Source organism: Nonomuraea basaltis, assembly GCF_005893125.1.
Taxonomy (GTDB): Bacteria; Actinomycetota; Actinomycetes; order Streptosporangiales; family Streptosporangiaceae; genus Nonomuraea; species Nonomuraea basaltis.
Genome location: NZ_VCJS01000160.1, coordinates 1 through 23,026, shown reverse-complemented (window position 1 = coordinate 23,026; position 23,026 = coordinate 1). Strand labels below are relative to the sequence as shown.

The window sequence follows — 23,026 nt, the reverse complement described above, 5'->3', positions numbered from 1 at the left end:
TGGTGGGGGACATTGCCGGATTTAGGGTGGTGCAAATGGATGCCCCCACCGTCCCCGTGAGCCTCGCCAAGCCGCCGCTGGGCCTCTCCGTGGCCTCGTTCGTCAGCAGCTTCGACCGCTTCGCCGTGAGCCCCATGCTCGTGGTGATCGCCACCGACCTGAACGTCCCGCTCTCGGCGTCGGTCGCCGCCGCCAGCGGCTACTACCTGGCGTACGGGCTGACCCAGCCGCTGTGGGGAGTGCTGTCCGACCGGTTCGGCCGCGTGCGCGTGATGCGCGGCGCGCTGGTCGCCGCGGGGCTGGCGGGGCTGGTCTCGGCGCTGATGCCGGTGCTGGGGGCGCTGGTGGTGGCCAGGGTCGTGGCGGGCGCCTGCTTCGGCGCGGTGATCCCCACGGGCCTGACGTACGTGGGCGACACGATCCAGCCCTCGGTACGGCAGCGCGCCCTCACGGACCTCATGGGCGCCGCCGCGCTCGGCACGGCCGTGGCCACGGGCCTCGGAGGGGCCCTGGCCGGGCTGGTGGACTGGCGGGTGGCCTTCACCGTACCGGCGGCCTGTGCCCTGGCCTGCGCGCTCATGTTGCGCTCGCTGCCCGAGCCGCCCCGGCTCGGCATGCGGACCGGCGCGGCGCCTGGGGTGGGCCGGTACGTGGGCATGGTGCTCGGGCAGCGCTGGGCCGTGCTCGTCTTCGCGCTGGCCTTCACCGAGGGCGCCATCATGCTCGGCGTCATGCCCTTCCTGGCCACCGCGCTGGAGCACGCGGGGATCGCCGCGGCCGTGGCCGGGCTGGGCATCACCGCCTACGGCCTGGGGCTGTGGGCGCTGTCGAAGGTGGTCAAGCGGCTGTCGGGCCGCTGGTCCGCGCCGGTGCTGATGAGCGTGGGCGGCACGCAGCTGTGCGCCGGCTTCGCGATCGTGACGGTGCACGTGAGCATGGCGACGGTGGCGGTCACCGCGCTGCTGCTCGGTGGCGGCTGGTCGTTCCTGCACTCCTCGCTGCAGAACTGGGCCACCTCGGTGGTGCCGGAGGCCAGGGGGACCACGATCGCGTTCTTCGCCTCCGCGCTGTTCGTGGGCAGCGCCGTGTCGTCATGGGCGGCCGGGCCGCTGGCCGAGGACGGCCGGTATCCACTGCTGTTCGGCCTGGCCGCTGCCGCCGCGATCCCGCTGACCGTGGTGGCAGCCCTCACTCGCCGCCGCTACGGCGCCCTCCAGGCGGCCCGCCCCCAGCCCCAGCCCGAGTGAGCGTCACTCCCAGCGGAACGTGCGCGAGACCAGCCCCAGCGACAGCACCGCCCAGGCGGCGAGCACGGCCAGCGGGACCAGCGGCAGCGCCGCGCCCTCGGTGAGCACCGAGCGCAGCCCGCCGGTCAGAGCCGAGATGGGCAGCACCTCCAGCACCGGCCGCACCCCCTCGGGGAACTTCGACAGCGGGAAGATCACCCCGCCGGCACCCAGCAGCACCAGGTAGACGAGGTTGGCCGCGGCCAGCGTCGCCTCCGCGCGCAGCGTGCCGGCCATGAGCAGCCCGAGCCCGCTGAAGGCCGCCGTTCCCAGCACGATCAGCAGCGCCGCGCCCAGGAACGACCCCTGCGGCCGCCACCCCAGCGCCAGCCCCACGGCCACGATCACCACGGCCTGCATGATCTCCACGGCCACCACGGCGGCCGTCTTGGCCAGGATGAGCCCCGCCCTGGACAGCGGCGTCGCGCCCAGCCGCTTCAGCACGCCGTAGCGGCGCTCGAAGCCCGTCGCGATGGCCTGCCCGGTGAAGGCCGTGGACATGACGGCCAGCGCCAGCACGCCCGGCGCCAGGAAGTCGACCCGGCGGCCGCCGCCGACGTCGATCAGCGGCGCCAGCGAGAAGCCGACCAGCAGCAGCACCGGGATGACCAGCGTGAGCAGCAGCTGCTCGCCGTTGCGCAGAATCGCGCGGATCTCCGCGCCCGCCTGCGCCAGCACCATGCGAGGGAACGGCGCCGCGCCCGGCGCGGGCGTGAAGTCCAGCGCGGCTGCCCCGCCGGGGGCCCGGTCGTGCGCGGTCATCTCGGCTCCCCGCCGGTGCGGACGTCGGTGAAGGACGTGGTCATCGCAGCTCCCTGCCGGTCAGCTCGAGGAAGACGTCTTCGAGGGTGCGCCGCTCGATGCGCAGGTCGTCGGCCATGACGCCCTCGGCCGCGCACCAGGCCGTCACCGTGGCCAGCAGCTCGGGACCCACCAGGCCCTCGATGATGTAGTGCCCGGCGGGCGACTCCTTGGCCGCGCTGCCCGCCGGCAGCGCGTTGAGCAGCTCCTCCAGCCCCAGCCCCGGCCGGGCGCGGAACCGGAGCTGCCGCTCCGCCCCGGTCAGCGACGCGGGCGTGCCCTCGGCCACCACGCGCCCTCTGTCGATGATCACCACGTGGTCGGCCAGCCGCTCGGCCTCGTCCATGTGGTGCGTGGTCAGCACCACCGACACGCCGGCCCCCCGCAGCTCGCCCACCAGCTCCCAGCAGGCGTGCCTGGCCTGGGGGTCGAGCCCGGCGGTCGGCTCGTCGAGGAAGACCAGCTCGGGCCGCCCGATGACGGCCGCGGCCAGCGACAGCCGCTGCTGCTGCCCGCCCGACAGCCGCCGGTACGGAGTGCGTACGTGATCCGTAAGCCCCAGCCGCTCCAGCAGCGCCCGCGCGTCGAGAGGGCGGACGTAGAAGCGGGAGACCAGCCGCAGCCACTCGCCGCATCGCATCGCCGGCGGCACCCCGCCCGCCTGCAGCATGACCCCCACCCGTGGCCGCAGCGCGGGCAGCTCGGGCGCCAGCCCGAGCACCCTGACCGTGCCCGCGTCGGCGGCGCGGAAGCCCTCGCAGATCTCCACCGTGGACGTCTTGCCCGCGCCGTTGGGCCCGAGGACCGCGGTGACCGCCCCGCGCTCGGCGCGGAGGGACAGGCCGTCGAGGGCGGTGCTGCCGCCGTAGCGTTTGACCAGGTCGACGATCTCGACGGCTGGGGATTCCATGGGCATGAGTTTAGGGACTACGCCAGGCGGTCCGGGCCTCAGGTGAGCATCACCGGATAGGGAAGGTCTTGACCCGGGCCTTTCCCGGAAGGCACCCCTCACGAGTGAGAGTCGTTCTCCATCATCCAATTGCACGAAATCGCGTGAGATATCTGATAACCGGGAATTCGGAGGACCGGATCCTGGTTTGATCCCTCGGCCCTCGTGGGCCACAGGTCTGCGAGGGAGAGGGGATCACGCATGTCCGTGGCACAGGCCACGTCCACCGTCGTCATATCGGACCGGGGGAGCCGCCGCGGACTGCTGCTGGTGATCCTGGGCGCGCTGTCGGCGATCGGGCCTCTCTCCATCGACATGTACCTCCCCGCGCTGCCCGCCATCACCTCCGAGATGTTCAGCACGCCCGCCCAGGTCCAGCTCACCCTCACCGCCTGCCTCATCGGCGTCTCCGTCGGCCAGATCATCGCCGGCCCGGTCAGCGACGTGCGCGGCCGCAGGGTGCCGCTGATCGTGGGCGTGGCCGGATTCATGGCGGCCTCGCTGCTGTGCGCGTTCGCGCCGTCGGTGCCCATGCTCATCGCCTTCCGCCTGCTCCAGGGCATCCTGGGCGGTGCGGCCCTGGTCATCGTGCGCGCGGTCGTGCGCGACCTGTACGACGGCGCCGCCATCGCCCGCATCTTCGCCACGCTGATGCTGGTCAGCGGCCTGGCACCGATCCTGGCGCCGATCGCCGGGGCGCAGCTGCTGGCGTTCACGTCGTGGCGGGGCGTGTTCGTGGCGCTCAGCGTCGCGGGCCTGGTGCTGCTGCTGGCCGTGCTGCCGGGCGTACGCGAGACGCTGCCCGCGGACCAGCGCGAGAGCGGCGGGCTCAGGCACACCGTACGCACGTTCTGGCAGCTTCTGCGCGACCGCTCGTTCATGGGGTACGCGCTCACCGGCGGCCTGGCCTTCGCCGCGATGTTCGGCTACATCTCCGGTTCGCCGTTCGTGCTGCAGGAGGTGTACGGCGCCACGCCACAGCAGTATTCGCTCATCTTCGGGCTCAACGCGCTCGGCCTGACCGTCATGGCCCAGGTCGGCGGCCGGTTGTCGGGCCGGGTGCCGCCGGCCAGCCTGGTCGTCGCCGGGCTGGCCATCGGCCTGGCCGGAGCCGGGCTGCTGCTGACCGCCGCGCTGGCCGGCCTCGGCCTGTGGGGCATCGTGGCGGGGTTGTTCGTCATCATGTGCGGCCAGGGCCTGGTGCTGCCGGGCACGGGCGCGCTGGCGCTGGGCTCGCAGCCCGCCCAGGTGGCGGGCAGCGCCTCCGCCCTGCTCGGCGTGCTGCAGTTCGCGCTGGGCGCGGCCGCGGCCCCGCTGGTCGGCATGGTGGGGGCCGGCACCGCCGTGCCCATGGCGAGTGTCATGCTCGGGCTCATCCTCTGCTCCGGTCTGACGTTCGCCGCACTGGCCCGGCCATGGGTTAGGTAAGGCTACCCTGCGTGACAAATTCCATTCCCGGCCTGCTCCGATTCATTTGTGAACCGGGAAGGAATTACGGCACACTGATGTTGTGAAAAACATGCCCACGATCGAGCCTGGCACCGAGCGCGGCACGCGTGCACGCGTCGCCCGGCTGATTCTTGAGCATGGTCCCGTCACGGCCGCGTCCCTGGGCGAGCGGCTCGGGCTCACGCCCGCCGCCGTGCGGCGTCACCTCGACGCGCTGCTGGCAGATGGGATGATAGAGCCTCGTACGGTGCGTCCGCGCGCTCAGCGCGGGCGCGGGCGGCCGGCCAAGCTGTTCGCCATCACCGACGCGGGGCGCAGTGCTTTCGAGCACGCCTATGACGGCCTGGCCGGGAGCGCGTTGCGCTACCTGGCCGAGCACATGGGACAGGAAGCGGTGGCCGACTTCGCCCGCTCGCAGGTCTCGAGCCTGCTCAAGCGGCTGGAGCCGGTCATGCGGACGGTGCCGGCGGACCAGCGCGTACATGTGCTGGCGCAGGCGCTGTCGGCGGAGGGATACGCCGCCTCGGCCAGCAAGGCCAAGTCGGGCGGCGACCAGCTCTGCCAGCATCACTGCCCGGTGGCCCACGCGGCGGCGGAGTTCCCGCAGCTGTGCGAGGCCGAGACGGAGGCGTTCGCGCAGCTGCTCGGCACGCCGGTGCAGCGCCTGGCCACGATCGCGCACGGCGACGGGGTCTGCACGACACACGTGAGCCCACAGACGCTGGGTGAATCCGCACATAGAGACAAGAGCAAGGAGACCGGAAGGTGACTGTCACCGACCGCCCGGAGCTGGAAGGCCTCGGGAATTACAAGTTCGGCTGGTCCGACTCGGATGCCGCCGGTTCCGCGGCCAAGCGCGGCCTGTCCGACGAGGTCGTCCGCAACATCTCCGCGCTCAAGAACGAGCCGGAGTGGATGCTCGACCTTCGCCTGAAGGGGCTCCGCCTGTTCGGCAAGAAGCCGCTGCCCACCTGGGGCTCCGACCTCACCGGCATCGACTTCGACAACATCAAATACTTCGTGCGCTCCACCGAGAAGCAGGCCGCTTCCTGGGACGAGCTGCCCGCCGACATCAAGAACACCTACGACAAGCTCGGCATCCCCGAGGCGGAGAAGCAGCGCCTCATCGCCGGTGTCGCCGCCCAGTACGAGTCCGAGGTCGTCTACCACAAGATCCGTGAGGACCTCGAGGAGAAGGGCGTCATCTTCGTCGACACCGACACGGGCCTGAAGGAGCACGAAGAGCTCTTCAAGGAGTACTTCGGCACCGTCATCCCGGTGGGCGACAACAAGTTCGCCGCGCTCAACACCTCCGTGTGGTCCGGTGGCTCGTTCATCTACGTGCCGCCGAACATCGAGGTCGAGATCCCGCTGCAGGCCTACTTCCGGATCAACACCGAGAACATGGGCCAGTTCGAGCGGACCCTGATCATCGTGGACGAGAACTCCTACGTCCACTACGTCGAGGGCTGCACCGCGCCGATCTACTCCAGCGACTCGCTACACAGCGCCGTTGTCGAGATCATCGTGAAGAAGAACGCCCGTTGCCGTTACACGACCATCCAGAACTGGTCGAACAACGTCTACAACCTGGTCACCAAGCGCGCCGTGGCCTACGAGGGCGCGACCATGGAGTGGATCGACGGCAACATCGGCTCCAAGGTCACGATGAAGTACCCGGCCGTCTACCTGATGGGCGAGTACGCCAAGGGCGAGACGCTGAGCGTCGCGTTCGCGGGTGAGGGCCAGCACCAGGACGCCGGCTCCAAGATGGTGCACCTGGCGCCGAACACCAGCTCCAGCGTCATCTCCAAGTCGGTGGCGCGCGGCGGCGGCCGCACCTCCTACCGCGGTCTGGTGCAGATCGAGGAGGGCGCCCACGGCAGCGCCAGCACCGTCAAGTGCGATGCGCTCCTGGTCGACCAGATCAGCCGCTCCGACACCTACCCGTACGTCGACGTCCGCGAGGACGACGTCCGGATGGGCCACGAGGCCACGGTCTCCAAGGTCAGCGAGGACCAGCTGTTCTACCTCATGAGCCGCGGGCTCGGCGAGGACGAGGCGATGGCGATGATCGTGCGCGGCTTCGTGGAGCCGATCGCGCGTGAGCTGCCCATGGAATACGCGCTCGAGCTGAACCGGCTGATCGAGCTGCAGATGGAAGGAGCCGTCGGCTGATGGGCCTGAACGAGAAGCCCTTGTCGACTTTGCACGAGAAGGCGTCCTACGACCTGGGCGACTTCGAGGTCCCGACCGGGCGCGAGGAGGCGTGGCGCTTCACGCCGCTGTCGCGTCTGAAGGGCCTGCACACCGGCAAGGCGGAGGTAACCGGCCAGGCGATCACGCACGCCTACACCCCGGCCGGCGTGAGCGCCGAGTGGGTCGGGCGCGGCGACCCGCGCATCGGCGCGGCGTACGTGCCGGCCGACCGGGTGAGCGCGCAGGCGTACAACTCCTTCGAGAAGGCGCTGGTCGTCACCGTGCCCAAGGAGGTCGTGCCGGACGAGCCGATCCGCATCGAGGTGCGGGGCGGCGGCCTCGACGGCGCGACCTACGGCCACGTCGTGGTCAAGGTCGAGCCGCTCGCCGAGGCCGTGGTGATCATCGAGCACCAGGGCCGCGCGATCTACGCCGACAACGTGGAGTTCGTCGTCGGCGACGGCGCCACGCTCAGGGTCGTCAGCCTGCAGGACTGGGATGACGGCGCGGTCCACGTCTCGCACCACCACGCACAGCTGGCCAAGGACGCGACGTTCCGCAGCTTCGCGGTGACGCTCGGCGGCGACCTCGTACGCCTGTCGCCCAGTGTCTCCTACACCGGCCCCGGCGGCGACGCCGACATGTCGGGCGTCTACTTCGCCGACGCCGGGCAGCACCTGGAGCACCGCCTGCTGGTCGACCACTCGCAGCCCAACTGCAAGAGCAACGTCGACTACCGCGGCGCGCTGCAGGGGCAGGAGGCGCACACCGTCTGGATCGGCGATGTGATCATCAGGGTCGAGGCCGAGGGCACCGACACCTACGAGCTCAACCGCAACCTCATCCTCACCGACGGCGCCCGCGCCGACTCGGTGCCCAACCTGGAGATCCTCACCGGCGAGGTCGCGGGCGCGGGGCACGCCTCCGCCTCCGGCCGCCTCGACGACGAGCACATCTTCTACCTGCAGGCCCGCGGCATCCCCTACGACGAGGCCCGCCGCCTGGTCATCAGGGGCTTCCTCGGCCAGCTCATCGAGAAGATCCAGATCGACGAGATCCGCGAGCGCGTGCTGACGGCGGTGGAGGCGGAGCTCGCGCGATGAGCAGGAGAGAACCCGACGCAGTGAGCGAAGCGGTCCGCGACGAAGGAGCGGCCCGCGTAGCGAATGAGGAGTGGTGAACGACTCATGAGCTACGAGAAGGTGTGCAAGGTCGCCGACATTCCCGATGGGGGAGTGCTCGGTGTCGAGGTGGACGAGACCCCGGTCGCGCTCGTCCGCAAGGGGGACGACGTCTACGCGCTGCACGACGTCTGCTCCCACGCAGAGGTGAAGCTCAGCGAGGGCGAAGTCTACGACGGCACGCTGGAGTGCTGGCTGCACGGCTCGTGCTTCGACATCCGCTCGGGCAAGCCCACAGGACCGCCCGCGACCAAGCCCGTGAACGTCTACACAGTCAAGATCGACGGCGATGACGTCCTCGTCTCGCTCTCGAAGGAGTCATAACCAACATGTCCACCCTTGAGATCCGCGACCTGCACGTCGCCGTCGAGGACAAAGAGATCCTGCGCGGCGTCAACCTGACCGTGAAGGCGGGCCAGACGCACGCCATCATGGGCCCCAACGGCTCGGGCAAGTCGACGCTCGCCTACGCGATCGCCGGCCACCCCAAATACACGATCACCGGCGGGCAGGTGCTGCTCGACGGCGTGGACCTGCTGGAGATGTCGGTCGACGAGCGGGCCCGCGCGGGCCTGTTCCTGGCCATGCAGTACCCGGTCGAGGTCCCCGGCGTGTCGGTGTCGAACTTCCTGCGCTCGGCCGTGACCTCCGTCCGCGGCGAGGCGCCCAAGCTGCGCCAGTTCGCCAAAGACCTCAAGGGCGGCATGGACGCGCTGTCCATCGACCCGGCCTTCGCCCAGCGCAACCTGAACGAGGGTTTCTCCGGCGGCGAGAAGAAGCGCCACGAGATCCTCCAGATGGAGCTGCTCAAGCCGAAGATCGCGGTGCTCGACGAGACCGACTCCGGCCTCGACGTGGACGCGCTGCGCGTGGTGTCGGAGGGCATCAACCGCTTCCGCTCCTCCGGCGAGACCGGCGTGCTGCTGATCACGCACTACACCCGCATCCTGCGCTACGTGAAGCCGGACTTCGTGCACGTCTTCGCGGGCGGCCGGATCGTCGAGGAGGGTGGCCCGGAGTTGGCCGACAAGCTCGAGGCCGAGGGCTACGAGCAGTACACGAAGGCATCTGCATGACGTACACCAGCTTGGACGTGGAGAAGATCAGGAAGGAATTCCCGGTCTTCTCCCGCGAGCTGCCCGACGGGCGCCCGCTCGTCTATCTCGACTCGGGCAACTCCTCACAGAAGCCCAACCAGGTCATCGACACCATGCGCGACCACCTGGCGCTGCACTACAGCAACGTCGGACGGGCCATGCACGTGCTAGGCGCGGAGTCGACCGAGGCGTACGAAGGCGCCCGCGACAAGATCGCGGCGTTCATCGGTGCCTCGTCGCGCGACGAGGTGATCTTCACGAAGAACGCCTCCGAGGCGCTCAACCTGGTCGCGTACGCGTTCGGCAACCCCTCGAACACCGATCCGCGCTTCACGCTCGGCCCGGGTGACGAGATCGTCATCTCCGAGATGGAGCACCACTCCAACATCGTGCCGTGGCAGCTGCTCGTGCAGCGCACCGGCGCGACGCTGAAGTGGTTCGGCGTCACCGACGACGGGCGGCTCGACTACTCGCCCGACGTGATCACCGAGCGGACGAAGATCGTCTCGATCGCCCACCAGTCCAACGTCCTCGGCACCGTCAACCCGGTCGCCGAGGTGGCCAGGCGGGCACACGAGGTCGGCGCGCTCATCATGCTGGACGCGTCGCAGTCCGTGCCGCACCACCCGGTGAACGTCGCCGAGCTGGGCGCCGACTTCGTGGCCTTCACCGGCCACAAGATGGTCGGCCCCTCCGGCATCGGCGTGCTCTGGGGCCGAGCCGAGCTGCTCGACGCGATGCCCCCGTTCCTGGGCGGCGGCGAGATGATCGAGGCGGTCTGGATGGACCACTCGACGTACGCGCCGATTCCGCACAAGTTCGAGGCGGGCACGCCGCCGATCGTCGAGGCCATCGGGCTCGGCGCGGCCGTGGACTACCTCACCGGGATCGGCATGGAGGCCATCGAGGCGCACGAGCGCACCCTGACGGCCTACGCGCTGGACGCCCTGCGCGAGGTGCCCACCCTGCGCCTCATCGGCCCGGAGACGCTGGAGCAGCGCGGCGGCACGGTGTCGTTCACGCTGGAGGGCATCCACCCGCACGACGTCGGGCAGATCCTGGACGACCAGTTCGGCGTCGCCGTACGCGTCGGGCACCACTGCGCGCGCCCGCTGCACCTGCGGTTCGGAATACCCGCGACCACGCGGGCGTCGTTCTACCTGTACAACACCACGGGCGAAATCGATGCCCTGGTGCGCGGCCTGCATCACGTTCAGAAGGTGTTCGCATAGCCATGATCGGCGAGTCGATGTACCAGGAGCTGATCCTGGAACACTATAAGCACCCGCAGGGGCGGGGGCTTCGCGAGCCGTACGACACTGAGGTTCACCACGTGAACCCCACGTGCGGCGACGAGATCACGCTCAGGGTCAAGGTGGGCGACGCCGGCAAGATCCTGGACGTCTCCTACGACGGACAGGGCTGTTCGATCAGCCAGGCCGCCGCCTCCGTGCTGCACGAGCTGACCACCGGCTCGACGGTGGAGGAGACGCTCGCCGTGGTCGACGAGTTCACCAGGCTCATGCAGGGCAGGGGACAGATAGAGGCCGACGAGGAAGTGCTCGGCGACGCGGTCGCGTTCTCGGGCGTGGCCAAGTTCCCGGCGCGCGTTAAATGCGCGTTGCTTTCCTGGATGGCCTATAAGGATGCTGTTGTGAGGAGTGCTCAGTGAGCAAGCCAGTGGAAACTCCGACCGATTTCGACGGTGAGACCTCCGTCGAAGAGGTCATGGAGGCGCTCAAGGACGTCGTCGACCCCGAGCTCGGCATCAACGTCGTCGACCTGGGCCTCATCTACGGGCTCAACCTCGACCCGTCCGACGGCGGCCGCCCCGTGGCCACCATCGACATGACGCTGACCAGCGCGGCCTGCCCGCTGACCGACGTCATCGAGGACCAGGCCCACTCCGCGCTGGACGGCATGGTCTCCGACGTGAAGATCAACTGGGTCTGGCTGCCGCCGTGGGGCCCGGACAAGATCACCGATGAGGGGCGCGAACAGCTCCGTATGCTAGGATTTAACGTCTGATCTTTTCTGCTGTTACGGCTGGCGTAAAGCGTCAGCCGTTTCGGTGTGCCATAGAGGGTTCCCGGAAGGTCCGGGCCCATCCGGGGAATTTCCGATAACATCTCGGCGTTGGCACCAGGTACACCTGACGCCTCATTGCGCGTCTCGCGCCGCCTGCGGCCGGTGCCCAGGTGTATCCCCCTTATCTGACTCGCCCCTACGGCGGGTGCCCTGAACCCCCGTACGGCCACGCGCTGTACCTCCTGGCTCGTCCTTTCGCAGAAGTGACGTGCCACTTCGATGGAAAGGCACGACTTTCGTGACCATGCTTGACGCTGTCATGCCCTCGTTCGACGAGACCGCTCCGGACTCGCTCGGCCCCGACGCACTCGGCGGCACCCCCGCCGAGCCGGGTCCGTCCGAGTTCGAGCTGCTCGGTCTGCCCAAGCCGCTCATCAGCGGCCTGGCCAAGCAGGGCATCGACAGTCCGTTCCCCATCCAGAGCGCGACGATCCCCGACGTGCTCGCAGGCAACGACGTGCTCGGCCGCGGCCAGACCGGCTCCGGCAAGACGCTCGCCTTCGGCCTGCCCATGATGGCCCGCATCGCCGGCACGAGGCCGGCCCCGGGCCGCCCGCGCGCCATGATCCTCGTGCCGACCCGTGAGCTCGCGCTCCAGGTGCACGACGCCCTCGAGCCCCTCGGCCGCGGCCTCGGGCTGCGCATGAAGGTCGTCGTCGGCGGCATGTCCATGGGCAAGCAGATCGAGGCCCTGCGCCGTGGCGTCGACGTCCTCATCGCCACCCCGGGCCGCCTCGGCGACCTGATCCGGCAGGGCGAGTGCTCCCTGTCCGACATCGAGACGAGCGTTCTCGACGAGGCCGACCACATGTGCGACCTCGGCTTCTTCCCCGTCGTCACCGACCTGCTCGCGCAGACCCCGGCCGACGGGCAGCGGCTGTTGTTCTCCGCCACGCTCGACGGCGACGTCGACAAGCTGGTGAGGCGCTTCCTCAGAAACCCGATCACCCACTCCGTGGCGCCCGCGACCTCGCCGGTCGACACCATGGAGCACCACGTGATCCAGGTCACGCGCGACGACAAGTTCGACGTCACCGCCGAGATCGCCAACCGCGAGGGCCGGACGATCATCTTCGTCAAGACCCAGCATGGCGTGGACCGGCTGTGCAAGCAGCTGGCCAGGGTCGGCGTGAAGTCCGGCGGCCTGCACGGCGGCAAGCGCCAGAACCAGCGCACCCGGATCCTCGCCGAGTTCCGCGAGGGCTCCGTCAACGTGCTGGTCTGCACCGACGTCGCGGCGCGCGGCATCCACGTCGACAACATCAGCCTGGTGCTGCACGTGGACCCGCCCCAGGACCACAAGAGCTACCTGCACCGGGGCGGCCGCACGGCTCGCGCCGGCGAGAAGGGCACCGTCGTCACGCTGGTGCTGCCCAACGAGCGCCGCTCGACCGACGCGCTCACCAAGCGCGCCGGGATCCACCCGTTCCGCCTGAAGGCCACTCCCGGTCACCCGCGCCTCGCCGAGGTGACGGGCGCCCGTACGCCCAGCGGCGAGGCCGTCCCCGTGTGGGAGCCGGACGTCCGTAAGCCGCTGCGGACCCGCCGCGAAGGCGGCCACGGAGGTTCGGAGCGTCGCGGCCGGCGTCCGCGCCGGGACTTCGACGGTGACCGTCGTCCGCGCCGTCACGACGACGCTGAGCGGTCGTTCGGTACGGGTGCCGGCGCTACTGCTACTGCTACCGCTACCGGTGAGGACCGCCGGCCCCGTCGCCACGAGGGCGGCGACCGTCCGCTCGGCTCGAGCGACGACCGGCGTCCGCGCCGGGACCTCGACGACCGTCGCCGCGACGGGGGGCCGCGCGGCGGCTACCGCTCCGATGACCGCCCGGTCCGCCAGGACGACCGCGGCCAGGGTGGCGGCGGTTTCCGGTCCGACGATCGGGGCGGGGTCCGCTCCGACGACCGCGCTCGCTACGGCTCCGACCGTGGCCGCCCGTTCGCGGCGGCCGACCGTGACCGCCCGGTCCGCTCCGACGATCGCGCGCCGCGCGACGGCTACCGCCCCGGCGGCGGCCGTACGGATGACCGCGGCAACGGCGGCTTCCGCCGTAACTCCTCCTCCGGAGGCCGCTTCGAGCGCTGACCCTGAGCCCGGCCGGCCGCCGGGCTGAGGTCAACCTGCCCGCCACACCTTCCGCAAGGAGGTGCGGCGGGCAGTCGCGTTTACGGGGTGAAACGGATATGAATCGGTTCAGCGATCTGAGCGGAGAGCGTTGACATTTAGCGGAAATAGGTGCTGACATGTTGCCTGTTGTCCCCATCGATTTCCGGAGAGCTGTCTAATGGGCTTTCAGCGCGCCTTGCATGAGTCATGGACCCTCCGGACGGTGGACGGCGACGTGGGCACGCCCGCCGCGGTGCCCGGTTGCGTGCACACCGACCTGCTCGCCGCCGGCCTCATCCCCGACCCCTACCTGGACGACAACGAGGACTCCCTCGCCTGGATCGGCCGCACCGCCTGGCGGTACGAGACCGTTTTCGACTGGTCCCCGGCCGGGCACGAGCGGACCGACCTGGTCTGCGAAGGGCTCGACACCGTGGCGCTGATCGAGCTGAACGGCAGCCGGGTCGGCGAGACGGCCAACATGCACCGGTCGTACCGCTTCGACGTCGGAGACGTGCTGCGCGAGGGGAAGAACCGGTTAAGGATCACGTTCAGCTCGCCGTACGAATACACCGACAGGCTCCGGGAGGAACTCGGGGAGCGGCCCGGGTCGTACGCGGAGCCGTACCAGTTCATCAGGAAGATGGCCTGCAACTTCGGCTGGGACTGGGGACCGACGCTGGTCACGTCGGGGATCTGGCGGCCGATCGGGCTGCATGCCTGGAGCGGGGCCAGGATCGCCGGGGTACGGCCGCTGGTCACTCTCGGGGACGGGACGGCCAGGGTGGACGTCCACGTCCAGGTGGAGAAGGCGGGCGCCGCCGAGGTGACCGCGATGATCAAGGGCGTTTCCGGGCGCGTCGTGATCCCCGAGGGCCGGAGCGAGGCCGTGATCACGCTTGAGGTGCCCGGCCCGGAGCTGTGGTGGCCGAGAGGGTACGGCGAGCAGGCGCTCTACGAGCTCGAGGTGACGGCCGGCGACGACGTGTGGCGCCGGGACATCGGGCTCCGCGAGGTGCGGCTGCGCACCGAGGGCGGCGCGTTCACTCTGGCCGTCAACGGCGTCGACGTATTCGTCAAAGGCGTGAACTGGATCCCCGACGACTGCTTCCCCACCAGGGTGGGCCGCGACCGCTACGCCGCCAGGCTCGCCCAGGCATGCGAGGCGGGCGTCAACCTGATCCGGGTGTGGGGCGGCGGCCTGTACGAGAGCGAGGACTTCTACGACCTGTGCGACCGGCTCGGGCTGCTGGTCTGGCAGGACTTCCCGTTCGCCTGCGCCGCCTACCCCGAGGAGGACCCGATCGGGGCCGAGGTGGAGGCGGAGGCGCGCGAGCAGGTCGCCAGGCTGAGCTCCCACCCGAGCCTGGTCCTGTGGTGCGGCAACAACGAGAACATCGAGGGCTACGCCGACTGGGGCTGGCAGCAGTCGCTCCAGGGACGCACCTGGGGAGGCCGCTTCTACCTGGAGACGCTGCCGCGCATCGTGGCCGAGCTGGACCCTACCCGCCCGTACTGGCCAGGCAGCCCCTACTCGGGCTCCATGGACCTGCCGCCCAACGACCCGGGCCACGGCACCATGCACATTTGGGACGTGTGGAACCGGCGCGACTACGCCGCCTACCGCGACCACCGGCCCCGCATGGCCGCCGAGTTCGGCTTCCAGGGCCCGGCCGCCTACGCCACCATCCGCAGGGCGATCAGCGACGAGCCGCTGCTACCCGGCTCCCGCGGCATGGTGCACCACCAGAAGGCGATCGACGGCAACCTCAAGCTGGCCGCCGGGCTCAAGCCGCACTTCCCCGTGCCCGAGACCTTCGACGACTGGCACTACCTCACCCAGGTCAACCAGGCGCGTGCCATCCAGCTCGGGGTGGAGCACTTCAGGGCGCTCTGGCCGCACTGCGCGGGCAGCGTGGTGTGGCAGCTCAACGACTGCTGGCCGGTCACCTCGTGGTCGGCCGTGGACGGGGACGGCCGGAAGAAGCCGCTGTTCCACGCGCTGCGCAGGGCCTACGCCGACCGGCTGCTGACCGTGCAGCCGCACGACGGCGGGCTGGCGCTGGTCGCCGTCAACGACACCGGACGGCCGTGGCGGGCGTCGGTGCGGGCCGTACGGCACGACTTCGGCGGCACCACGCTCGCGGCGCAGGGCCTCGCGCTGGACGTGCCGCCGCGAGCGGCCGTCACCCTGTCGCTGGCCGGGTCCGTCGCGGAGCCGGAGGACCCGGCGCGCGAGCTGATCGCTGTCGAGATCGCCGGCCCGGCGGCCGAGCCGGGTGACGCCGCGGTGGGGAGCGGTGGCCTGCCGGCCGCGCTGGAGGGCGGCGCGGCCGGAGCCGGTGACCTGCCCGCCGCAGGGGAGACGCCGGTGGGGCGGGCGCTGTGGTTCTTCGCGCCCGACCGTGACCTGCGCCTGCCCGAGCCGCGCTACGACGCGGCGACCGAGCCCACGCCGGACGGGCTCCGGCTGACGATCATCGCCCGTACGCTCCTGCGCGACCTGGCCGTCTTTCCCGACCGGCTGGACCCGGCCGCACAGGTCGGCGACCAGCTCGTCACGCTGCTGCCGGGCGAGCGGGCCGAGTTCCTGATCAGTACGGCCGGCCTGGACGAGCGGGCCCTGGTCCGCGCGCCGGTGCTGCGCTGCGTCAACGATGTGGTGGTGAGATGAGGCGTTACGGGTTCAACCTGCAGTCGACCCGGTCTACCCCGGCGCCTACGAGGGCCGGCACCGGGACGCACCGGGTCACCCCTTGAGGCCGCTGAGCGCGATGCCTCTGGTGAAGTACTTCTGGAAGATCAGGAAGAAGACGATCGTCGGAACCGACGCGAGCAGCCCGCCCGCCATGATCGCGCCTTGGTGGTCGGGCCCGCCGAAGTAGGAGTTGAGCCTGGCCAGCGCGACGGGCAGGTTCGCCATCTGGTCGCTCTGCACGATGATGAGCGGCCAGAGGAAGTTGTTCCACTCCGCGAGCACGATGAAGATCGACATCGCGGCGAGCGCGGGCCGCAGCAGCGGCAGCACGATCTTCCACCAGATCCGCCACTCCCCGGCGCCGTCCACTCTGGCGGCCTGGATCAGCTCGTTCGGCAGCGACTGCAGGAACTGCACCAGGAAGAACAGCACGAACGCCTTGGCCAGCGCCGGGACGATGTAGGCCGCGTAGCTGTCCAGCCAGCCCAGGTTCCGCATGATGACGTAGTTCGGGATCAGCGTGGTCTGCCAGGGCACCATCATCGAGGCGATGATCATCAGGAAGATCGTCCGGCGGCCCTTGATGTCGTGCTTGGCGATCACGTAGGCGGCCAGTGAGCAGATCAGCAGCGACGCGACGGTGATGGTGGTGGTGATGAAGAGGCTGTTGAACAGGAACCGCCAGAACCCGAAGTCCACCTGGAAACGCTGGAAGATGCCCTGCAGGTGGCCGGGGTTGATCCGCTCGGCGGACCAGTCCGGATCGTAGAAGTTGTCGAAGGTCGGAGACTGCGGCACGAACGACGGCGGCGTCCTGGCCAGCTCGGCCGGCGGCTTGAACACCGTGATGATCAGCCAGTAGAACGGCGCGATCATCGTCAGCGACAGCAGGTAGAACGGCAGGCGCAGCAGATGCCCGTTGATCCGGGAACGCCCGCCGCCCGCCTGGGTTCTGTGCTGGGACCGCGGTACCGGGGCGATCGTGTCCATCGGGGCGACGGCCATCACAGCTCCTTCATCGCGCGGCCCAGGCGCAGGTTGACGAGGCTGAGCACGAAGATGATCAGGAACAGCACCCAGGCGATTGCGGAGGCGTAGCCCAGCTTGAAGTGGGTGAATCCCTGGTCGTAGAGGTAGGGAACGATCATCAGGCCCGAGTCGAGCACGCCGCCGACGTTGTTGGTGCCGCGGAAGACGATGTAGACCGCCTCGAACACCTGGAAGGCGCCGATCAGCCCGGTCACCACCACGTACGTGGTCACCGGGCGCAGCAGCGGAAGCGTGATGCGGCGGAACTGCTGCCAGGTCGAGGCGCCGTCGATCCTGGCCGCCTCGTAGTACTCCTCGGGGATCGAGCCGAGCCCGGCGACGTACAGCACCATGCCGTAGCCCATGCCGCCCCACACCGACATCAGCACCAGGATGGGGATCGTGAGCCCCGGCGTGGCCAGCCAGGCGACGGCGTTGCCGCCGAACCAGCCCACGATCGTGTTGGCCAGGCCGACGTCGCTGGGGAACAGGACCCACTTCCACATCAGCATGAGCGCGATGGAGGAGGTCACCGAGGGCAGGAAGAACAGGGTGCGCATGATCCGGTGCGGCCAGCTGGTGCCGTTGAACGCCAGCGCAAGCCCCAGTGACAGCAGCGTGCCGACCACGACGGCCGCCACCACGTACAGGGCCGTGTTGCCCAGCGCGTGCCGGAACCTGGCGTCCTCTGCCAGCCGCAGGAAGTTGTCCACACCGGTGAACGCGGCGGGATTGATCCCGTCGAACGTGGTGAAGCTCAGGTAGAGCGAATTGGCCAGCGGCCAGATCAGGAACGCAGCGAACAGCGCGAGGAACGGCAGCAGCATCGCGTACGAGGTGCCGTAGCGGCGCAGCCTGCCGCGCAGGGGGACGGGGGTCGCCATGTCAGACTCCTGGATCGGGGCCGGGACCGGCCACGCCGGTCCCGGCGGGCGGCTATCCGGCGTTGCGCTCCATGACCTTGGCGGCCTCGGCCAGCGCTGTCTTGACGTCCGCCTTGCCCAGGATGACCGACTGGAGTTGCTTGGCCACGTCCGAGGCGCTCTCGTCCCAGCCCGGGCAGCCCGGCGCGGCCTTGCCCGTCTTGATCGACGCCTCGAACACCTGAGCCTGCTCGGGCGTGAACGTCGAGGCGTTCACCACCTTGTCGGGACGCGGCGAGATGTAGGGCAGGTTCCGCTTCTTGGCCTCGTCCGCGATCGCGGTGATGGCCTCGTCGCTGTACATGAACTTGACGAAGTCCGCGCCCGTCTGGGCGTACTTGCTGAAGGCCGTCACGCCGATCGCCCGGCCGCCGATGAACGTGGTCGGACCCGCGGGGCCAGCGGGCAGCGTGGTCATCGCCCACTTGCCCTTCAGCTTCGGCTTGTTGATGTCGATGCCCTTGGCGATCCAGTTGCCCGCCACCACTATCGCGGTGCCGGTGTCCAGGGCGTCGGCGCCCTCCACGGTGGCGGTGGGCGCGCCGTGCTTGCGGTAGAGGTCCGCCCAGTACGTCAGCGCCTGCTCGGCCTGCGGGGTGTTGAGCGAGGGCTTGCAGTCGGCGGTGTAGAAGGAGCCGCCCGCCTGGTAGAGGTAGTTGAAGTAGCCGATCCAGTCGAGGTTGCCCCAGTCCTGGCTGTAGGGCTTCTTGATCCCGGCCGCCTTGAGCTTCTCGATGGTCGAGGTCAGCTCCTCCCACGTCTTGGGCGGGGCGTCGATCTTGGCCTTCTCCAGCAGGTCGGTGCGGTAGTAGAGGGCGAGGGTCGACATGTCCAGCGGCACGCCGTACACCGAGCCGTCGGGGGAGATGGCCGACTCCCACTGCGCGGGCAGCGCCTGCGCCTTGAGCGACTCCAGGCCGTGCTTGCGCAGGTCCACCATGGCGCCCCGAGTGCCGAACTGGATGGTCCAGGTCATGCCGCCGGAGATGATGTCGGGTCCGCTGCGGCTGGTGGCCGCCGCCAGGAGCTTGGCGTAGGCGTCGTCCCACGACAGGGTCTGCACCTTGATCGTCACGTTCGGGTGCTGCTGCTTGTAGAGGTCGGCCGCCTTCTGGAAGATCGCGGTCTCGTCGTCTCCACCCGTGGACCAGAAGGACAGGGTCGCGGGGGCGTTCCGGTCTGCCTGCTTGGTCTCCGTCTGGCCGCTCGTGGCGCAGGCCGCGCTCAGAACCGCCAGCAGGACCGTGCTACACGCTGCCATCGTTCGTCGCATTGGGGGGATATCCGATCTGTCGGTCGGATGAGCGCCGGACTCCCCTTTTGGCAGGGCGTGCGGATGTGCGAGCGCATCCCACGACCGGCGCCCAATACATGGTTTAGGGATCTCATCACTTAAGCGGGTAAGTTACAATAGCCCGGCCGCGAGGTTGCCAAAATGTTTCCCCTTCTACGGGGCCCGCGACCTGTGGCTATGTGGCCCGTGAAACGGTTCGGTCACGGCCTGCCGGAGCGGTGCTGCCACGGGGCAGCAGGCGCGCCGGCGGGTCCTCCTGGCTCCCCGCCTCCCCGCCTCCGACCAGCCGGAGCAGGGTCTGGGCGGCATGCGCGCCGTTGGCGGGGATGTCCCGGGTCACGGCCGTGAGAGACGGCCGCACCACCTGGGAGAGCGGCGAGTCGTCCCAGCCCACGATCGACAGCTCGGCGGGGACGTCCAGGCGCATCTCCTGGGCGACCGACAGCCCCGCCACCGCCATGATGTCGTTGTCGTAGACGATCGCGGTGGGCCTGGGGCGGGAGCTGAGCAGCCGCCTGGTCGCCCTGGCGCCCTGCTCGCCGGTGTAGTCGGTGTGGGCGATCGGATGCTCGGCCATATTCGCGTCCGCGCAGATCTCCGAGAACGCCTCGTCCCTGATCCTGGTGTGGAGCAGCGCCGGCAGCCCGGCCACCCTGGCGATGCGCCGGTGGCCGAGCGCAGCGAGATACTCGATCAACTCGCGCATCACGGCCACCTCGTCCGACCACACCGCGGGCAGCGAGCCGGCGCCCGACGGGTGCCCGATCACCACCGCCGGCATGCCGAGCCGCTCGACCACCGGCACCCGGGGGTCGTCGGCGTGCAGGTCGACCAGGATCGCGCCGTCCACCCTGCCCTCGCCCCACCAGCGCCGGTAGACCGCGATCTCGGCCTCGTGGTCGGGCACCACCTGCAGCATCAGCGCGCACGAGCTGGCCGCCAGCTCGCCCTCGATGCCGCTGATCAGCTCCATGAAGAACGGCTCCACGCCGAGGAAGCGCGCGGGGCGGCACAGGACCAGGCCGATGGCGTCGGCCCTGGCGCCGCTGAGCGAGCGCGCGGCCAGGTTGGGCCGCCAGCCGAGCTCCTGGGCGATCGCCTGGATGCGGGCCCTGGTCCCCTCGGAGACGCCGGGCTGGCCGTTCAGCGCGTAGGAGACGGCTCCTTTGGACACGCCGGCCCGCCTGGCGATGTCGGCGATCGTCGGCCTCTTCACCCGTGCCTCCCTGAAACTTTCACTGAACCGTATCAGCGATATTGGCACCGACCGCGCCCCTCTGACGAGGGGCACAACGGGCACGAGGGCGGCGAGTCCGCGCACACCATGGAGAAGGTCGCGAGGGCCAAGAAAGCGCTGGGCTGAAATCAGGCACGGCGCCGTCTCGCGTGGCGGACGCGAGGCGGCGTCACCCTCTCGCGCAGACTAGGCTTATCTAGCACGTCAGCCGACCGACGAGAGTGATCATGAAGACCTTCGAAGAGCTGTTCGCCGAGCTGTCAGAGAAGGCCAGGACCCGGCCCGCGGGCTCGGGCACCGTGGCCGCCCTCGACGCCGGCGTCCATGCCATCGGCAAGAAGGTCGTCGAGGAGGCCGCCGAGAGCTGGATGGCCGCCGAGCACGAGTCAGACGACAGGGCCGCCGAGGAGATCTCGCAGCTCCTCTACCACGTGCAAGTCCTCATGATCGCCAAGGGCATCGGCCTCGACCAGGTCTACAAGCATCTTTAGGGCGCGAAGCGCCCGCCGCCGCCCCTGGAGAAGCGAGAGAAATCGAGGACCTGACATGCTGCGACTGGCAGTGCCCAACAAAGGGGCGCTCAGCGAGGCCGCCCAGCACATACTCAAAGAGGCCGGCTACCGATCCCGCAGGGACAGCAAGGAGCTGGTCGTCGTCGACGAGGAGAACGGCTGCGAGCTGTTCTTCCTGCGCCCCCGCGACATCGCCGTCTACGTCGGGGAGGGCACTCTCGACGTCGGCATCACCGGCCGCGACATGCTGATCGACTCCGGCGCGCCGGTCGAGGAGATCATGCCGCTCGGCTTCGGCGGCTCCACCTTCCGCCTGGCCGCCGTGGCGGGCACGATGACGTCGGTCAAGGACCTGACCGGCCGGCGCATCGCCACCTCCTACGCGGGCCTGCTGGAGAAATACCTGTCCGACGAGGGCGTGGACGCCCGCGTGATCAAGCTGGACGGCGCCGTAGAGACCGCCATCAGGCTCGGCGTGGCCGACGCCGTCGCCGACGTCGTGGAGACCGGCACCACGCTGCGCAACGTCGGCCTGGAGGTGTTCGGCGACCCGATCATGCGCTCGGAGGCCGTGCTGATCAAGCGGCAGAGCGCGCCCGACACGCCCGGCCTCGACCAGCTCGTACGCCGCTTCCAGGGCGTCGTGCACGCCCGCGACTTCGTCATGATGGACTACGACATCCGTGCCGAGCGCATCGAGGAGGCCATCGCGCTCACGCCCGGCATGGAGGGCCCCACGGTCTCGCCGCTGCACCGCGAGGGCTGGGTCGCCGTCCGCGCCATGGTCCGGCGCAAGGGCCACCAGCAGGTGATGGACCAGCTGTGGGACATCGGCGCAAGAGCCATCCTGGTCACCGACATCTACGCCTGCCGCCTGTGACATCTGCCCGCTAGGCCAGCCGCACGGCGGGCATATGGCAGCCGTGCGTGACGAAACGGTCGCCTGGCGTGGTACCGCCAGGCAGATGTGGGCCAGACTCGAGCAGGGCAACCGGCGCTGGGCGGCGGGCACGTCCCGCCGCCCCCGCCAGGACCCCGAACGCAGGAGACAGGTGGCGGCGAGCCAGTCGCCGCAGGCGGTGGTGCTGTCGTGCATCGACTCGCGGGTGCCGCCGGAGGTGGTGTTCGACACCGGGATCGGCGACCTGCTGGTCGTCCGCACGGCGGCGCACACGCTCGACTCGCTGGTCACCGCGGCCGTCCAGTACGGCCCGCAGGACCTGCGCGCCCCGCTCGTGGTGGTGTTGGGCCACCAGCGCTGCGGCGCGGTGACCGCGGCCGCCCGGGCGTTACGGCGGCGGGAGACGCTGCCCGGCGAGCTGCCCCACCTCGTCGCCGCGCTCGAACCCGCCTACACCAGCTCCGACGGCCAGGTCGAGCCCATGGTCCGCGCCCACATCCTGCGCACCGTCGCCCGCCTGCGAGCCGACCCCCTCCTGTACGGCACCGCCACCGTGCTCGGTGCGTACTACAGCCTCGACACGGGCCTGGTGAGCCGTGTGACCTGACAAATGTCAGCGGAACTCGGAAGGATCACACTGACCGCCCGGAATCCCCCGCCCTGGCGTTGCCGGGATGGTCGCAGGCGTCCCGCACAGCAGATCACGGTGTAGCGGCGATCATCATGCGATGGCCGCCATTGAGACGGCCAGACGACGCGATTCCCAAGCGCGCGGTCTGACGAGCGGGGACGCCCGGGCTGGGCCGCCTGGTGGACGGCTGGACCCGGGAGACACGAAGGTCGTGTCAGCCGCAGTTCATGAACTTGTTACGCCTGGCCGAGGCGATCCCGAAGTCCCTGCGAGTGTCCGTGGTGTGGCCCTCGAAGTCCACGCAATCACCCTTGCCGTAACCGATGGCGGCGGCGTAGAAGCGGTACTTCTTCGCGGTCAGCGTGCCCGGGTCCCGGTAGGCGCCGCCGCCCTTCTTCCCCACGTAGAGAATCGCCTGCGTGTACGTCGGCGTCCCGGCGTACGCCGTCTTGATCACTACGACGCAGTTCTTCTGGAGGCGGCGGTTCCACATCAGCCAGACGTGGCCCCAGGTGGACTTCCCGTTCTTGAGGGTCCTCCTGTTGTCCTTCACGTGCGTCCAGCCGCCACGCCCGGAGTCCTTGGCGCAGGCGCTCTCCGGCGTGTAGCCGGCGGCGAGGGCGGGGGCGGGGCTTGCTCGTATA

22 protein-coding genes are annotated in these 23,026 nt (G+C 69.8%); 15 read left to right on the top strand and 7 right to left on the bottom strand.

Going from position 1 to position 23,026, the window contains the following annotated elements; genetic code table 11:
- Window positions 1-35: 35 nt before the first annotated feature.
- Complete coding sequence (locus tag EJK15_RS47865) at window positions 36-1,247, top strand: MFS transporter (protein WP_138717121.1); 1,212 nt, start codon at window positions 36-38, stop codon at window positions 1,245-1,247.
- A 3-nt stretch (window positions 1,248-1,250) separates the two neighbouring features.
- On the opposite strand, the gene EJK15_RS47860 is transcribed toward EJK15_RS47865, so the two are convergent.
- Complete coding sequence (locus EJK15_RS47860; protein ID WP_138717120.1) at window positions 1,251-2,048, bottom strand: ABC transporter permease; 798 nt, start codon at window positions 2,046-2,048, stop codon at window positions 1,251-1,253.
- A gap of 40 nt (window positions 2,049-2,088) precedes the next feature.
- On the bottom strand, window positions 2,089-2,997 hold the full coding sequence (locus EJK15_RS47855; RefSeq protein WP_138717119.1) for an ABC transporter ATP-binding protein: 909 nt from the start codon (window positions 2,995-2,997) through the stop codon (window positions 2,089-2,091).
- 240 nt (window positions 2,998-3,237) lie between these two features.
- Here EJK15_RS47855 and EJK15_RS47850 point away from each other — a divergent pair, with 240 nt between their 5' ends.
- From EJK15_RS47850 to EJK15_RS47800, 11 genes are all read left to right on the top strand, one after another.
- The gene (locus EJK15_RS47850) at window positions 3,238-4,464 is read left to right on the top strand and encodes a multidrug effflux MFS transporter (protein WP_138717118.1); all 1,227 of its coding nucleotides are present in this window, start codon (window positions 3,238-3,240) and stop codon (window positions 4,462-4,464) included.
- Between the two features lie 91 nt (window positions 4,465-4,555).
- The gene (locus tag EJK15_RS47845; protein ID WP_138717117.1) at window positions 4,556-5,254 is read left to right on the top strand and encodes a helix-turn-helix transcriptional regulator; all 699 of its coding nucleotides are present in this window, start codon (window positions 4,556-4,558) and stop codon (window positions 5,252-5,254) included.
- Entirely contained in the window at window positions 5,251-6,663 is a 1,413-nt protein-coding gene (gene sufB / locus EJK15_RS47840; RefSeq protein WP_138717116.1) for a Fe-S cluster assembly protein SufB, read from the top strand. Before EJK15_RS47845 ends, sufB begins: the two co-directional genes overlap by 4 nt.
- Complete coding sequence (gene sufD / locus EJK15_RS47835) at window positions 6,663-7,787, top strand: Fe-S cluster assembly protein SufD (protein ID WP_138717115.1); 1,125 nt, start codon at window positions 6,663-6,665, stop codon at window positions 7,785-7,787. Before sufB ends, sufD begins: the two co-directional genes overlap by 1 nt.
- Window positions 7,788-7,871: 84 nt before the next feature.
- A complete protein-coding gene (locus tag EJK15_RS47830) occupies window positions 7,872-8,189 on the top strand; it encodes a non-heme iron oxygenase ferredoxin subunit (protein ID WP_138717114.1) in 318 nt (105 codons plus the stop codon).
- Window positions 8,190-8,194: 5 nt separating this feature from the next.
- The gene (gene sufC / locus EJK15_RS47825; RefSeq protein ID WP_138717113.1) at window positions 8,195-8,941 is read left to right on the top strand and encodes a Fe-S cluster assembly ATPase SufC; all 747 of its coding nucleotides are present in this window, start codon (window positions 8,195-8,197) and stop codon (window positions 8,939-8,941) included.
- Window positions 8,938-10,194, top strand: a complete 1,257-nt coding sequence (locus EJK15_RS47820; RefSeq protein ID WP_138717112.1) for a cysteine desulfurase — start codon at window positions 8,938-8,940, stop codon at window positions 10,192-10,194. The genes sufC and EJK15_RS47820 overlap by 4 nt, the downstream gene beginning before the upstream one ends.
- A 2-nt stretch (window positions 10,195-10,196) precedes the next feature.
- A complete protein-coding gene (sufU, locus tag EJK15_RS47815; protein ID WP_138717111.1) occupies window positions 10,197-10,634 on the top strand; it encodes a Fe-S cluster assembly sulfur transfer protein SufU in 438 nt (145 codons plus the stop codon).
- Window positions 10,635-10,690: 56 nt separating this feature from the next.
- A complete protein-coding gene (locus EJK15_RS47810; RefSeq protein ID WP_240777680.1) occupies window positions 10,691-10,990 on the top strand; it encodes a metal-sulfur cluster assembly factor in 300 nt (99 codons plus the stop codon).
- A 304-nt stretch (window positions 10,991-11,294) separates the two neighbouring features.
- Window positions 11,295-13,136, top strand: a complete 1,842-nt coding sequence (locus EJK15_RS47805) for a DEAD/DEAH box helicase (protein ID WP_240777679.1) — start codon at window positions 11,295-11,297, stop codon at window positions 13,134-13,136.
- Between the two features lie 199 nt (window positions 13,137-13,335).
- Entirely contained in the window at window positions 13,336-15,831 is a 2,496-nt protein-coding gene (locus EJK15_RS47800; RefSeq protein ID WP_138717109.1) for a glycoside hydrolase family 2 protein, read from the top strand.
- 75 nt (window positions 15,832-15,906) lie between these two features.
- Here the strand turns inward: EJK15_RS47800 and EJK15_RS47795 are convergent, their stop codons facing one another.
- From EJK15_RS47795 to EJK15_RS47780, 4 genes are all read right to left on the bottom strand, one after another.
- Window positions 15,907-16,860, bottom strand: coding sequence for a carbohydrate ABC transporter permease (locus EJK15_RS47795; protein ID WP_138717108.1), 954 nt, complete (start codon window positions 16,858-16,860; stop codon window positions 15,907-15,909).
- Window positions 16,860-17,768 carry a carbohydrate ABC transporter permease gene (locus tag EJK15_RS47790; RefSeq protein WP_138717107.1) on the bottom strand — a complete coding sequence of 303 codons (909 nt, stop codon included), beginning with the start codon at window positions 17,766-17,768 and terminating at the stop codon, window positions 16,860-16,862. Before EJK15_RS47790 ends, EJK15_RS47795 begins: the two co-directional genes overlap by 1 nt.
- A 52-nt stretch (window positions 17,769-17,820) precedes the next feature.
- Complete coding sequence (locus EJK15_RS47785) at window positions 17,821-19,068, bottom strand: extracellular solute-binding protein (protein WP_171074946.1); 1,248 nt, start codon at window positions 19,066-19,068, stop codon at window positions 17,821-17,823.
- Window positions 19,069-19,276: 208 nt separating this feature from the next.
- Window positions 19,277-20,317: a LacI family DNA-binding transcriptional regulator gene (locus EJK15_RS47780; RefSeq protein ID WP_138717105.1), complete on the bottom strand. Its 1,041-nt coding sequence runs from the start codon at window positions 20,315-20,317 to the stop codon at window positions 19,277-19,279.
- 248 nt (window positions 20,318-20,565) lie between these two features.
- Between EJK15_RS47780 and EJK15_RS47775 the strand changes: the two genes are divergently transcribed.
- From EJK15_RS47775 to EJK15_RS47765, 3 genes are all read left to right on the top strand, one after another.
- The gene (locus tag EJK15_RS47775) at window positions 20,566-20,829 is read left to right on the top strand and encodes a phosphoribosyl-ATP diphosphatase (protein ID WP_020547470.1); all 264 of its coding nucleotides are present in this window, start codon (window positions 20,566-20,568) and stop codon (window positions 20,827-20,829) included.
- Window positions 20,830-20,884: 55 nt separating this feature from the next.
- Window positions 20,885-21,730 (top strand): ATP phosphoribosyltransferase, encoded by an 846-nt coding sequence (gene hisG / locus EJK15_RS47770; protein ID WP_138717104.1) that lies wholly within the window; start codon window positions 20,885-20,887, stop codon window positions 21,728-21,730.
- Window positions 21,731-21,815: 85 nt separating this feature from the next.
- The gene (locus tag EJK15_RS47765) at window positions 21,816-22,358 is read left to right on the top strand and encodes a carbonic anhydrase (RefSeq protein ID WP_138717103.1); all 543 of its coding nucleotides are present in this window, start codon (window positions 21,816-21,818) and stop codon (window positions 22,356-22,358) included.
- Between the two features lie 238 nt (window positions 22,359-22,596).
- Here the strand turns inward: EJK15_RS47765 and EJK15_RS71485 are convergent.
- Window positions 22,597-23,026: hypothetical protein (locus EJK15_RS71485; RefSeq protein ID WP_171074945.1), on the bottom strand; the 430-nt coding region annotated here is incomplete at its 5' end.

Coding starts and splice junctions, on each gene's coding strand:
- EJK15_RS47805 (WP_240777679.1), top strand. CDS start 11,295: ATGCTTGACGCTGTCATGCCCTCGTTCGACGAGACCGCTCCGGACTCG.
- sufC (WP_138717113.1), top strand. CDS start 8,195: ATGTCCACCCTTGAGATCCGCGACCTGCACGTCGCCGTCGAGGACAAA.
- EJK15_RS47845 (WP_138717117.1), top strand. CDS start 4,556: ATGCCCACGATCGAGCCTGGCACCGAGCGCGGCACGCGTGCACGCGTC.
- EJK15_RS47765 (WP_138717103.1), top strand. CDS start 21,816: ATGTGGGCCAGACTCGAGCAGGGCAACCGGCGCTGGGCGGCGGGCACG.
- EJK15_RS47790 (WP_138717107.1), bottom strand. CDS start 17,768: ATGGCGACCCCCGTCCCCCTGCGCGGCAGGCTGCGCCGCTACGGCACC.
- EJK15_RS47820 (WP_138717112.1), top strand. CDS start 8,938: ATGACGTACACCAGCTTGGACGTGGAGAAGATCAGGAAGGAATTCCCG.
- sufD (WP_138717115.1), top strand. CDS start 6,663: ATGGGCCTGAACGAGAAGCCCTTGTCGACTTTGCACGAGAAGGCGTCC.
- EJK15_RS47860 (WP_138717120.1), bottom strand. CDS start 2,048: ATGACCGCGCACGACCGGGCCCCCGGCGGGGCAGCCGCGCTGGACTTC.
- EJK15_RS47795 (WP_138717108.1), bottom strand. CDS start 16,860: ATGGCCGTCGCCCCGATGGACACGATCGCCCCGGTACCGCGGTCCCAG.
- EJK15_RS47800 (WP_138717109.1), top strand. CDS start 13,336: ATGGGCTTTCAGCGCGCCTTGCATGAGTCATGGACCCTCCGGACGGTG.
- EJK15_RS47830 (WP_138717114.1), top strand. CDS start 7,872: ATGAGCTACGAGAAGGTGTGCAAGGTCGCCGACATTCCCGATGGGGGA.
- EJK15_RS47855 (WP_138717119.1), bottom strand. CDS start 2,997: ATGGAATCCCCAGCCGTCGAGATCGTCGACCTGGTCAAACGCTACGGC.
- EJK15_RS47850 (WP_138717118.1), top strand. CDS start 3,238: ATGTCCGTGGCACAGGCCACGTCCACCGTCGTCATATCGGACCGGGGG.
- EJK15_RS47785 (WP_171074946.1), bottom strand. CDS start 19,068: ATGGCAGCGTGTAGCACGGTCCTGCTGGCGGTTCTGAGCGCGGCCTGC.
- EJK15_RS47810 (WP_240777680.1), top strand. CDS start 10,691: ATGGAGGCGCTCAAGGACGTCGTCGACCCCGAGCTCGGCATCAACGTC.
- hisG (WP_138717104.1), top strand. CDS start 20,885: ATGCTGCGACTGGCAGTGCCCAACAAAGGGGCGCTCAGCGAGGCCGCC.
- sufU (WP_138717111.1), top strand. CDS start 10,197: ATGATCGGCGAGTCGATGTACCAGGAGCTGATCCTGGAACACTATAAG.
- EJK15_RS47865 (WP_138717121.1), top strand. CDS start 36: ATGGATGCCCCCACCGTCCCCGTGAGCCTCGCCAAGCCGCCGCTGGGC.
- EJK15_RS47775 (WP_020547470.1), top strand. CDS start 20,566: ATGAAGACCTTCGAAGAGCTGTTCGCCGAGCTGTCAGAGAAGGCCAGG.